General features: G+C 51.4%; 8 protein-coding genes and 1 other RNA gene. All 9 read left to right on the top strand.

Annotated elements, in window-relative coordinates; translation table 11 throughout:
• Positions 1-61 precede the first annotated feature (61 nt).
• Positions 62-1,207 (top strand): glycerate 2-kinase, encoded by a 1,146-nt coding sequence (garK, locus tag WB371_RS00750; protein WP_336218223.1) that lies wholly within the window; start codon positions 62-64, stop codon positions 1,205-1,207.
• Between the two features lie 32 nt (positions 1,208-1,239).
• Positions 1,240-1,616, top strand: an RNA gene (rnpB, locus tag WB371_RS00755) — RNase P RNA component class A.
• An 887-nt stretch (positions 1,617-2,503) separates the two neighbouring features.
• Positions 2,504-3,442 carry a transcriptional regulator TdcA gene (gene tdcA, locus WB371_RS00760; RefSeq protein WP_336218224.1) on the top strand — a complete coding sequence of 313 codons (939 nt, stop codon included), beginning with the start codon at positions 2,504-2,506 and terminating at the stop codon, positions 3,440-3,442.
• A gap of 100 nt (positions 3,443-3,542) precedes the next feature.
• Entirely contained in the window at positions 3,543-4,532 is a 990-nt protein-coding gene (tdcB, locus tag WB371_RS00765; protein ID WP_336218225.1) for a bifunctional threonine ammonia-lyase/L-serine ammonia-lyase TdcB, read from the top strand.
• 33 nt (positions 4,533-4,565) lie between these two features.
• Positions 4,566-5,897, top strand: coding sequence for a threonine/serine transporter TdcC (gene tdcC / locus WB371_RS00770; protein ID WP_336218226.1), 1,332 nt, complete (start codon positions 4,566-4,568; stop codon positions 5,895-5,897).
• Positions 5,898-5,928: 31 nt separating this feature from the next.
• Positions 5,929-7,137 (top strand): propionate kinase, encoded by a 1,209-nt coding sequence (gene tdcD, locus WB371_RS00775; protein ID WP_336218227.1) that lies wholly within the window; start codon positions 5,929-5,931, stop codon positions 7,135-7,137.
• 33 nt (positions 7,138-7,170) lie between these two features.
• The gene (gene pflB / locus WB371_RS00780; RefSeq protein WP_336218228.1) at positions 7,171-9,465 is read left to right on the top strand and encodes a formate C-acetyltransferase; all 2,295 of its coding nucleotides are present in this window, start codon (positions 7,171-7,173) and stop codon (positions 9,463-9,465) included.
• An 87-nt stretch (positions 9,466-9,552) separates the two neighbouring features.
• Positions 9,553-10,917, top strand: a complete 1,365-nt coding sequence (gene tdcG, locus WB371_RS00785) for an L-serine ammonia-lyase (RefSeq protein WP_336218229.1) — start codon at positions 9,553-9,555, stop codon at positions 10,915-10,917.
• Positions 10,918-11,313: 396 nt separating this feature from the next.
• Positions 11,314-12,645 (top strand): hypothetical protein, encoded by a 1,332-nt coding sequence (locus WB371_RS00790; protein ID WP_336218230.1) that lies wholly within the window; start codon positions 11,314-11,316, stop codon positions 12,643-12,645.
• Positions 12,646-12,664: the final 19 nt, after the last annotated feature.

Raw genomic sequence — 12,664 nt, forward strand, 5'->3', positions numbered from 1 at the left:
CTGGATCCCTGACCGGATAAGTGAAACGCCATCCGGCGATGTGCAGTAACAGGCTACCACTATGAAAATCGTAATCGCCCCAGACTCTTATAAAGAAAGCCTTTCAGCCGCTGAGGTAGCTCAGGCGATAGAAAAAGGCTTTCGGGAAATTTTCCCCGATGCGCACTATGTTTCCGTACCGGTCGCCGATGGCGGTGAGGGGACGGTTGAGGCCATGATTGCCGCCACACAGGGAGCTGAACATTCCGCATGGGTGACCGGACCGCTGGGCGAAAAAGTGAATGCCTGTTGGGGCATGTCGGGAGATGGGAAGACGGCATTTATTGAAATGGCGGCGGCCAGCGGCCTGGCGCGGGTTCCTCCCGAAAAACGCAATCCGCTGATTACCACATCGCGTGGCACTGGAGAGCTTATCCTGCAGGCGCTGGACGGCGGCGCGAGCAATATAATTATCGGCATTGGCGGTAGCGCCACCAATGACGGCGGTGCTGGCATGGTGCAGGCTCTGGGCGCGAAGCTATGTGATGCCAATGGCACCGGGATGGGGTACGGCGGCGGCAGCCTGAACAGTCTCAACAACATCGACATCTCGGGCCTGGATCCGCGCTTAAAAAACTGTTCAATTCGTGTCGCATGTGACGTGACTAATCCGCTGGTGGGTGAACAGGGGGCGTCGCGGATCTTTGGTCCGCAAAAAGGGGCGACAGAGGCGCAGATCCTGGAACTCGATCGCAATCTGGCGCACTACGCCGACATCATTAAAAAATCGCTGGGTGTTGATGTGAGAAACGTGCCCGGTGCAGGCGCGGCTGGCGGAATGGGGGCGGCGCTGATGGCATTTCTCAATGCAGAGCTGAAGAGCGGTATTGAGATCGTCACGCAGGCGCTTAACCTGGAAGAGCATATTCACGACTGTACGCTGGTGGTCACCGGGGAAGGACGTATCGATAGCCAGAGCATTCACGGCAAAGTGCCGGTGGGTGTGGCGCAGGTGGCGAAGAAATATCACAAACCGGTGATTGGGATTGCGGGCAGCCTGACGCGCGATGTCGGCGTAGTACATCATTACGGTATCGATGCGGTATTCAGCGTGTTAACCAGCATTGGCACACTGGAGGACGCGTTTCGCGGCGCGTTTGACAACATTTACCGGGCATCGCGAAACATTGCGGCAACGCTGGCGGTGGGAATGCGCAGTGCGGGGTGACAAGGGCGTGCAAACCCTCTATACTTCGCGCCGAAGCTGACCAGACAGTCGCCGCTTCGTCGTCGTCCCTTTCGGGGGAGACGGGCGGAGGGGAGGAAAGTCCGGGCTCCATAGGGCAGGGTGCCAGGTAACGCCTGGGGGGGAAACCCACGACCAGTGCAACAGAGAGCAAACCGCCGATGGCCCACGCAAGTGGGATCAGGTAAGGGTGAAAGGGTGCGGTAAGAGCGCACCGCGCGGCTGGTAACAGTCCGTGGCACGGTAAACTCCACCCGGAGCAAGGCCAAATAGGGGTTCATAAGGTACGGCCCGTACTGAACCCGGGTAGGCTGCTTGAGCCAGTGAGCGATTGCTGGCCTAGATGAATGACTGTCCACGACAGAACCCGGCTTATCGGTCAGCTTCACCACTTTACGTAGAAACCCGCTCCGGCGGGTTTTTGCTTTTGCAGGGGCAGTAAGGGAAGTGACTGTCCACGACGCTATACCCAAAAGAAAGCGGCTTACCGGTCAGCTTCACCACTTTGTACAGAAACCCGCTCCGGCGGGTTTTTGCTTTTGCAGGGGCTGAATAAATTGCCTGATGGCGCTGCGCTTATCAGGCCTACGAGTATCAAGTCAACGAGTACGACGATTTTCCAGGCCGGATAAGATGCGTAAGCATCGCCATCCGGCATGGTTTTTATCTTACCCGGAAATAAGGAATTTCTCGTTATGTGACACGCAACACAAAACGCTGCCATGTACATTAATGCCAAAATAAATGAAAGCAAATCGATCGACTTCACAAAATTACGCACTGTAAAACACGCATGATCCTGTGTTAATATATTGTTGTTAATGATAATTGTTTGTGTGTTTATATTTAACTTTTGATAAATTCAATGTTTATTTATAAACATATAAGGCTAAAAAACGTGACATATGCCATTATTTAACCAGGCTTATGATTTAAATATCATTATATTTGATAAATTACATTTAAAATTTAATGGCTATTTTGACCGTTAATTGCACGATAATTGCTTGAAATATCACCATTCCTCTTTTGTTAAATTAACGAAAAAATATGGCGTGTTATCGCCATAAAATATGGTTATCCCCCCCTCTTTTTTTGACAAAAATCAGGCTAATGTTACATTGTATTTATTTAATGAATTGATATGTAAGGATTTATTCATTTGAAAATAACCTCTTAAAATATAGGGTCAGGCAATTTGTGAGTGGTCGCACATATCCTTCTCTACGTATTTTGTTACACTCCACGCCGTCAACAAATTTATTAACGCAGGTCAATATGAATACGTTTACTCTCCCTAAAACACAGCAATTGGTGGTCTTTCAGGAAGTGATCAGAAGCGGTTCTATCGGTTCTGCTGCAAAAGAATTAGGGTTAACTCAACCAGCAGTCAGTAAAATCATTAACGATATTGAAGGTTATTTCGGCGTTGAGTTGGTGGTGCGAAAAAATACCGGTGTCACCTTAACCCATGCCGGGCAGGTTTTACTCTCCTGGTCTGAATCCATCACCCGCGAGATGAAAAACATGGTGAATGAGATGAACAGCATGACCGACAACGCGGTGGTGGATGTCTCATTCGGGTTTCCTTCGCTGATTGGTTTTACCTTTATGTCCGACATGATTCAGAAGTTCAAAGAGGTTTACCCGAAATCGCAGGTTTCTATGTATGAGGCGCAACTCTCCTCATTTTTGCCAGCGATTCGTGACGGACGCCTGGACTTTGCTATCGGCACACTCAGCGATGAAATGAAGTTGCAGGATCTTCACGTTGAGCCGCTGTTTGAATCAGAGTTTGTTCTGGTGGCGAATAAGTCCCGAACATGCACCGGCACCACCTCGCTGGAATCGTTACAAAACGAACAGTGGGTGTTGCCACAAACCAATATGGGCTACTACAGCGAACTTCTCACCACCCTGCAAAGAAACGGCATTAGCATTGAAAACATTGTTAAAACCGACTCCGTTGTCACCATTTATAATCTTGTTCTCAATGCTAATTTTCTGACCGTCATTCCGTGTGACATGACCGCGCCCTTTGGGTCAAACCAGTTTATTACTCTCTCAGTGGAAGAATCGCTACCCATTGCACGTTATGCCGCGATATGGTCAAAAAATTATCGTATTAAAAAGGCAGCATCTATTTTGGTTGAATTAGCCAAAGAGTATTCATCCTATAAGGGTTGCAGGCGAAAGCAATTAATTGAAATCAACTAGCTGATTAAATTTTATTTAATCCAATATAAATGCCATCGCGCTTATTATCAGGCGCTGGTAACGGCTATCTATTACTTTACTATCCAGGTAAGAGGTTACAATGCACATTACTTACGATCTCCCGGTTGCCATTGATGATATCCTCGAAGCAAAAAAAAGACTGGCGGGGAAAATATATAAAACGGGTATGCCTCGCTCAAACTATTTTAGTGAGCGTTGCAAAGGGGAAATATTCCTTAAGTTTGAAAATATGCAGCGTACCGGTTCATTTAAAATTCGTGGCGCGTTTAACAAACTCAGCTCGCTGACGGATGCGGAAAAACGTAAAGGCGTCGTGGCCTGTTCTGCGGGTAACCACGCGCAAGGGGTTTCACTTTCCTGCGCCATGCTTGGCATTGATGGCAAAGTGGTGATGCCAAAAGGCGCGCCGAAGTCGAAAGTGGCCGCAACCTGCGACTACTCAGCGGAAGTCGTGCTGCATGGAGACAACTTCAACGACACTATCGCTAAGGTCAGCGAAATCGTTGAAACCGAAGGGCGTATTTTTATTCCGCCATATGATGATCCGAAAGTCATTGCCGGTCAGGGCACCATCGGTCTGGAAATTATGGAAGACCTTTATGATGTCGATAATGTCATTGTCCCTATCGGTGGCGGCGGTTTAATTGCCGGTATCGCCATTGCCATCAAATCAATTAACCCGACGATTAAAGTCATTGGCGTACAGTCTGAAAACGTTCACGGTATGGCGGCGTCTTATCAGGCAGGAGAAATAACCACGCACCGAACGACCGGCACCCTGGCGGATGGTTGTGATGTTTCCCGCCCGGGTAAATTAACATACGAAATCGTTCGTGAATTAGTGGATGACATTGTCCTGGTGAGCGAAGACGAAATTCGCGACAGCATGATTGCGTTAATTCAGCGCAATAAAGTTGTGACTGAAGGTGCTGGTGCGCTGGCATGTGCTGCTTTATTAAGCGGGAAATTAGATAGCTATATTCAGAACAGAAAAACGGTCAGCATTATTTCTGGCGGCAATATCGATCTTTCTCGTGTATCGCAAATTACGGGTTTAGCTGACGCGTAATCCGGCTATTAATCTTTTCGTTGAGGATAGGATATGAGTACTACTGATAGCATTGTATCCAGCCAGACAAAACAGTCGTCCTGGCGTAAATCGGACACCACCTGGACACTGGGTTTATTTGGTACTGCCATCGGCGCCGGGGTGCTGTTCTTCCCCATCCGCGCGGGATTTGGCGGTTTGATCCCCATTCTTCTGATGCTGGTACTGGCGTACCCTATCGCCTTTTATTGCCACCGCGCGCTGGCGCGCCTGTGTCTGTCCGGGTCAAATCCGTCGGGCAACATCACAGAAACGGTCGAAGAGCACTTTGGTAAAACGGGTGGCGTGGTGATCACGTTCCTCTACTTTTTCGCGATTTGTCCGCTGTTGTGGATTTATGGCGTTACCATTACCAACACTTTCATGACCTTCTGGGAAAACCAGTTGCAGATGCCGGCACTGAACCGCGGTTTTGTCGCGCTGTTCCTGCTGTTGCTGATGGCATTCGTTATCTGGTTTGGTAAAGACCTGATGGTTAAAGTGATGAGCTACCTGGTGTGGCCGTTCATAGCAAGCCTGGTGCTGATCTCTCTGTCGCTGATCCCTTACTGGAACTCTGCGGTCATTGATCAGGTTGATCTCAGTAATATCGCGCTCACCGGTCACGATGGCATTCTGGTTACGGTGTGGCTGGGTATTTCCATCATGGTGTTCTCATTTAACTTCTCACCTATCGTCTCTTCGTTCGTGGTTTCTAAACGTGAAGAGTATGAGAAAGATTATGGTCGTGACTTCACTGAGCAGAAATGCTCCCAGATTATCTCTCGCGCCAGCATGCTGATGGTGGCTGTGGTGATGTTCTTTGCCTTTAGCTGCCTGTTCACGCTCTCTCCGGCAAACATGGCGGATGCGAAAGCGCAGAACATTCCGGTGCTCTCTTATCTGGCGAACCACTTTGCCTCTCTGTCGGGCACCAAATCGACCTTCGCTATCATTCTGGAATATGGCGCGTCTATCATCGCGCTGGTCGCCATCTTTAAGTCGTTCTTTGGTCACTATCTGGGGACGCTGGAAGGGCTGAACGGTCTGGTGCTGAAGTTTGGTTATAAAGGCGATAAAACCAAAGTCTCGATGGGTAAGCTCAACACCATCAGCATGATTTTCATCATGGGCTCTACCTGGATTGTTGCCTACGCCAACCCGAACATTCTGGATCTGATTGAAGCGATGGGCGCGCCAATTATTGCCTCGCTGCTGTGCCTGCTGCCAATGTACGCCATTCGTAAAGCGCCATCACTGGCGAAATACCGTGGGCGTCTGGATAACGTGTTTGTCACCGTGATCGGTCTGCTGACCATCCTGAACATCGTATACAAACTGTTTTAATCCTTAAGCTCAGGATGAGCGGAGTAGTGAAATGAATGAGTTTCCGGTAGTTCTGGTGATTAATTGTGGATCGTCTTCAATTAAGTTTTCAGTGCTGGATGCAAATAACTGCGATGTATTAATGGCGGGAATTGCAGACGGTATTAATTCGGAAAATGCGTTCTTATCGGTAAATGGAGGCGAGCCAGCACCGCTGGCTCACCACAGCTACGAAGGCGCATTAAAGGCGATAGCATTTGAACTGGAAAAACGCAATTTAAACGACAGCGTGGCCTTAATTGGTCACCGTATCGCCCACGGCGGAAATATCTTTACCGCGTCAGCGATTATTACTGACGAGGTGATTGACAATATCCGCCGGGTTTCACCGCTGGCCCCATTACATAATTATGCCAACCTGAGCGGCATTGAGTCTGCACAGCATCTGTTTCCGGGGGTGATGCAGGTGGCGGTCTTTGATACCAGCTTCCACCAGACCATGGCGCCAGAGGCGTATCTGTATGGTCTGCCGTGGAAGTATTTCGAGGAGTTGGGCGTTCGGCGCTACGGTTTCCACGGAACGTCGCACCGTTACGTTTCTCAACGCGCCCATGAGTTACTTGCGTTGTCGGAACAGGATTCCGGTCTGGTGATTGCCCATCTCGGTAACGGCGCGTCAATTTGCGCGGTCCGCAATGGGCAAAGCGTGGACACGTCCATGGGAATGACGCCGCTGGAAGGTCTGATGATGGGCACGCGCAGTGGCGACGTCGATTTCGGCGCAATGGCGTGGGTGGCCAGTGAAACCAACCAGAGCCTGGGTGATCTGGAACGGGTCGTGAACAAAGAGTCTGGCCTGCTGGGTATTTCTGGCCTGTCATCGGATCTACGGGTGCTGGAAAAAGCCTGGCATGAGGGGCATGAACGCGCACAACTGGCGATTAAAACCTTTGTTCACCGGATTGCCCGCCATATCGCCGGGCATGCCGCCTCGTTACACCGTCTGGACGGCATTATTTTCACCGGAGGCATTGGCGAAAACTCAGTCTTAATTCGTCGTCTGGTGATTGAGCATCTGGCTGTGTTGGGGGTGAATATCGATAGTGAGCGAAATAACCTGTCGAATTCTCATGGCGAACGCATTATTTCCACCCATGACGCCAGGGTTATTTGCGCCGTGATCCCGACAAATGAAGAAAAAATGATTGCGCTCGATGCGATTCTGTTAGGGCGAATTAACGCGCCTGTGGAATACGCATAATTTATTCGTTGTTCTGTAGAGAGATTATTTTTCATGAAGGTAGATATCGATACCAGCGATATGCTGTATGCCGAAGCCTGGCTTGGCTTTAAAGGTACGGACTGGAAAGATGAAATTAATGTCCGTGATTTTATTCAGCACAACTACACGCCTTATGAAGGGGATGAATCTTTCCTCGCTGAGGCGACGCCTGCGACCACCGCATTATGGGAAAAGGTGATGGCGGGTATTCGTATCGAAAACGCGACCCATGCGCCGGTGGATTTTGATACCAACATCGCCACTACCATTACCGCACATGACGCGGGTTACATTGATCAGCAACTGGAAAAAATTGTCGGTCTGCAAACGGATAAACCGCTGAAGCGCGCGCTGCATCCATTTGGCGGCATCAATATGATCAAAAGCTCGTTCGACGCTTATGGTCGTGAAATGGATCCGAACTTTGAATATCTGTTCACTGAACTGCGTAAAACCCACAATCAGGGGGTATTTGACGCCTATTCCCCGGATATGCTGCGCTGCCGGAAATCCGGCGTATTGACCGGTTTACCGGACGGTTATGGACGTGGACGCATAATCGGCGATTACCGCCGCGTGGCGCTGTATGGCATCCGCTATCTGGTTCGTGAGCGTGAACTGCAGTTTGCCGATCTCCAGTCGAATCTGGAATGGGGGCAGAATCTGGAAGCCACGATTCGCCTGCGCGAAGAGTTGGCTGAACACCGTCGCGCGCTGCTGCAAATGCAGGAGATGGCGGCGAAATATGGCTGTGATATTTCTCGTCCGGCGCGTAACGCGCAGGAGGCAGTACAGTGGGTCTACTTCGCTTATCTGGCAGCGGTGAAGTCACAAAACGGCGGCGCGATGTCGCTGGGCCGCACCGCGACATTCCTCGATATCTACATTGAGCGTGACTTGAACGCCGGGATCCTGACCGAGCAACAGGCGCAGGAACTGATCGACCACTTCATCATGAAGATCCGGATGGTGCGCTTCCTGCGTACGCCGGAATTCGACACATTATTCTCCGGCGATCCGATCTGGGCGACTGAAGTGATCGGCGGGATGGGGCTGGATGGCCGTACGCTGGTGACGAAAAACAGTTTCCGTTATTTGCATACCCTGCACACCATGGGGCCGGCGCCTGAACCAAACCTGACCGTGTTGTGGTCTGAAGCGCTGCCGATTGCCTTCAAAAAGTATGCCGCTCAGGTCTCCATCGTCACCTCGTCGCTGCAATATGAAAACGACGATCTGATGCGCAGCGATTTTAACAGTGACGACTACGCGATTGCCTGCTGCGTAAGCCCGATGGTGATCGGCAAGCAGATGCAGTTCTTCGGTGCCCGCGCCAACCTCGCCAAAACCTTGCTGTATGCGATCAACGGTGGGGTGGACGAGAAGCTGAAAATTCAGGTGGGGCCGAAAGCCGCGCCGCTGATGGATGAGGTGCTGGATTACAACACCGTGATGGACAGTCTGGATCACTTTATGGACTGGCTGGCGGTGCAGTACATCAGTGCGCTGAATATCATCCACTATATGCACGACAAGTACAGCTATGAAGCCTCGCTGATGGCGCTGCACGATCGCGACGTCTATCGCACGATGGCGTGCGGTATCGCCGGACTGTCGGTGGCGGCGGATTCTCTCTCTGCCATTAAATACGCGAAGGTGAAACCCGTGCGCGACCATAACGGGCTGGCGGTTGATTTCGTCATTGAGGGGGAATACCCGCAGTACGGAAACAACGATGAGCGTGTGGACAGCATTGCCTGCGATCTGGTTGAGCGCTTTATGAAGAAAATTAAAGTGCTGCCGACCTACCGCAACGCGGTGCCGACGCAGTCGATTCTGACCATCACCTCCAACGTGGTGTATGGGCAGAAAACCGGGAACACGCCGGACGGACGCCGCGCCGGAACACCATTCGCGCCGGGTGCTAACCCGATGCATGGCCGTGACCGCAAAGGTGCCGTTGCCTCGCTGACCTCCGTGGCGAAGCTGCCGTTCACCTATGCGAAAGACGGGATTTCGTACACCTTCTCGATTGTGCCTGCAGCGCTGGGCAAAGAGGATCCGGTGCGGAAAACCAACCTGGTCGGGTTGCTGGACGGTTATTTCCACCATGAAGCGCATGTGGAAGGCGGGCAGCACCTCAACGTCAACGTGATGAACCGGGAGATGTTGCTGGATGCGATTGAGCATCCGGAAAACTACCCGAACCTGACGATCCGTGTTTCCGGTTACGCTGTGCGCTTTAACGCGCTTACCCGCGAGCAGCAGCAGGACGTGATTTCACGTACGTTCACCCAGGCGATGTAACGTTAGCGGGGCGGTCAGCAGATCGCCCCGATTCATCATGCGTGTGAAAACCTGGCCTCCATACAACGGCAGTCCGAGGGTATCAATATGATTAGCGCATTCGATATATTTAAACCAGGCATTGGCCCTTCCAGTTCCCACACCGTGGGGCCGATGAATGCAGGAAAATGTTTTATCGATCAACTGATAAGTAACGGCAATTTGACGCGCGCGACGCGGTTGACGGTTGATCTGTATGGTTCGCTGTCGCTGACCGGAAAAGGCCATGTGACCGATACTGCTATCATCATGGGGCTGGCCGGAAATAGCCCACAGAATGTCAACATTGACGCTATCCCGGCGTTTATTGAAGACGTCACCCGCACCGCGCGTCTGCCAGTTGCCGGAGGCACACACGTCGTTGATTTCCCCGTGGCTGACAGCATTGTTTTTCATGAAGAAACCCTGGCGCGCCACGAAAACGGAATGCGGATCACTGCCTGGGAAAACCAGACGCCGATTCTGAGTAAAATCTACTACTCCATTGGCGGCGGGTTTATCGTCGACGAAGAACACTTTGGTCAGGTACACGACGTAGAAACTCCTGTCCCGTATGATTTTCATTCCGCCAGCGAACTGCTGAAACTGTGTGAGCGCAACGGACTCTCAATCTCCGGGTTGATGATGCAAAACGAACTGGCGCTGCGCAGTAAAGCGGACATTGATGCCGGTTTTGCCCGTATCTGGGACGTGATGCTCGCGGGTATTGAACGCGGTATGAACACCGAAGGTGTTTTGCCTGGCCCACTGAATGTGCCGCGTCGCGCGGTGGCGTTGCGCCGTTTGCTGGTCTCCAGCGACAGTCTTTCCAGCGACCCAATGAATGTGATCGACTGGATTAACATGTTTGCCCTCGCCGTCAGTGAAGAGAATGCCGCGGGCGGGCGTGTGGTGACGGCGCCAACCAACGGCGCATGCGGCATTATTCCGGCGGTGCTGGCCTATTACGATAAATTCCGGCGTCCAGTGAATGCCAATTCGATTGCCCGCTATCTGCTGGCGGCCGGGGCGATTGGGGCACTGTACAAAATGAATGCGTCAATTTCCGGGGCCGAAGTGGGCTGTCAGGGGGAAATTGGCGTCGCCTGTTCAATGGCAGCGGCAGGGTTGACCGAATTGTTGGGCGGCAGTCCGGTGCAGGTTTGTATTGCGGCGGAAATAGCCATGGAACATAACCTCGGCTTAACGTGCGATCCGGTGGCAGGACAGGTACAGATCCCGTGTATTGAACGTAACGCGATCAACGCGGTTAAAGCGGTCAATGCCGCGCGAATGGCTATGCGCCGTACGTCTGAACCCCGCGTTTCGCTGGATAAGGTGATCGATACCATGTATGAAACCGGTAAGGACATGAACGCAAAATACCGGGAAACCTCGCGCGGCGGCCTGGCAATCAAAGTGGTGTGCAGTTAGCGAGCGCCAGAAAGCTTGCCGGATGGCGGCTGTCGCCTTATCCGGCCTACAACCATGCTTTATCATCGGCGCACCAGGCCTGGATTCCGTAGGCCCGATAAGCTTGCGCCATCGGGCATTTCCTCCATTGTCAGCCATCTAAAAGCACACTTCGGTGTGCTTTTTTGTTGTGATCTCCTTCAAATTAAGAAAATAAAACCATTATTTAATATTTAAAGAGAAAATTTTTATTAACACAGCAAAAATATAAGGGATTATTTGTGAAGTTTTTCTCTGCGCCTGGGCGTATGCTTTTTCCCATTCTAACAACTCGCCTGCTTATCCCGTACCGCGTATCGCCCTGATGCGGCACGACAAAAATAAAAAAATGTACTCTACAGACTAAGCGAGAATTTTATGGAAACGGCAACGAACAGTAGTGTCATTCTTGACGCCAGCGCCCCGGCGCGGCGCGCCGGCATGACAGAGAGTGAGTGGCGGGAAGCGATTAAATTTGACAGTACTGACACCGGCTGGGTGATCATGAGTATCGGGATGGCAATTGGCGCGGGGATTGTTTTTCTCCCGGTTCAGGTTGGTTTGATGGGGTTGTGGGTCTTTTTGCTCTCCTCAATTATCGGTTATCCCGCGATGTATCTGTTTCAACGACTGTTTATCAACACGCTGGCAGAATCCCCGGAATGCAAAGATTATCCCAGCGTTATCAGCGGGTATCTGGGGAAAAACTGGGGCATCCTGTTAGGCGCGCTGTACTTCGTGATGCTCGTTATCTGGATGTTCGTCTACTCCACCGCTATCACCAACGACAGCGCCTCTTATTTGCATACGTTTGGCGTGACCGAGGGATTGTTGTCTGACAGCCCGTTTTATGGTCTGGTGCTGATCTGCATCCTTGTCGCTATCTCGTCGCGCGGTGAGAAACTGTTATTCAAAATTTCAACCGGTATGGTGCTGACTAAACTGCTGGTGGTGGCGGCGCTGGGTGTATCGATGGTTGGCATGTGGCATCTGCACAATATTGGCGCACTGCCGCCGATGGCGCTGCTGGTGAAAAACGCGATTATCACGCTGCCGTTTACCCTGACCTCGATCCTGTTTATCCAGACCCTGAGTCCGATGGTGATCTCTTATCGCTCACGCGAGAAATCCATTGAAGTCGCGCGTCACAAAGCGCTACGCGCCATGAATATCGCTTTCGGCATTCTGTTCGTTACCGTTTTCTTTTATGCCGTCTCCTTTACGCTGGCGATGGGGCACGATGAAGCGGTTAAAGCTTACGAGCAGAATATCTCCGCTCTGGCGATCGCCGCTCAGTTTATTAGCGGCGCGGGTGCCGGTTGGGTGAAAGTGGTCAGTGTGATCCTCAATATTTTTGCGGTAATGACGGCGTTTTTCGGGGTCTACTTAGGTTTTCGCGAAGCGACCCAGGGGATCGTGATGAATATCCTGCGCCGTAAAATGCCTGCCGAGAAGATCAATGAAACATTGGTGCAGCGCGGCATCATGCTGTTTGCCATCTTACTGGCCTGGAGCGCCATTGTGCTCAACGCGCCGGTACTGAGTTTTACGTCCATCTGTAGCCCAATATTCGGCATGGTGGGATGTCTTATCCCGGCCTGGCTGGTCTACAAAGTTCCTGCACTGCACAAATACAAAGGGGCATCGCTGTATCTGATTATCGTCACCGGTTTGCTGCTGTGCGTCTCTCCGTTCCTGGCTTTTTCCTGATTTATCCTGAAGGTTGTTG

Source organism: Citrobacter amalonaticus, from assembly GCF_037053465.1.
GTDB lineage: Bacteria > Pseudomonadota > Gammaproteobacteria > Enterobacterales > Enterobacteriaceae > Citrobacter_A > Citrobacter_A amalonaticus_H.

What these genes read in the sequence shown, in the direction of transcription:
- tdcA (WP_336218224.1), top strand. Translation starts at nt 2,504, where the DNA reads ATGAATACGTTTACTCTCCCTAAAACACAGCAATTGGTGGTCTTTCAG.
- pflB (WP_336218228.1), top strand. Translation starts at nt 7,171, where the DNA reads ATGAAGGTAGATATCGATACCAGCGATATGCTGTATGCCGAAGCCTGG.
- tdcG (WP_336218229.1), top strand. Translation starts at nt 9,553, where the DNA reads ATGATTAGCGCATTCGATATATTTAAACCAGGCATTGGCCCTTCCAGT.
- tdcD (WP_336218227.1), top strand. Translation starts at nt 5,929, where the DNA reads ATGAATGAGTTTCCGGTAGTTCTGGTGATTAATTGTGGATCGTCTTCA.
- WB371_RS00790 (WP_336218230.1), top strand. Translation starts at nt 11,314, where the DNA reads ATGGAAACGGCAACGAACAGTAGTGTCATTCTTGACGCCAGCGCCCCG.
- garK (WP_336218223.1), top strand. Translation starts at nt 62, where the DNA reads ATGAAAATCGTAATCGCCCCAGACTCTTATAAAGAAAGCCTTTCAGCC.
- tdcC (WP_336218226.1), top strand. Translation starts at nt 4,566, where the DNA reads ATGAGTACTACTGATAGCATTGTATCCAGCCAGACAAAACAGTCGTCC.
- tdcB (WP_336218225.1), top strand. Translation starts at nt 3,543, where the DNA reads ATGCACATTACTTACGATCTCCCGGTTGCCATTGATGATATCCTCGAA.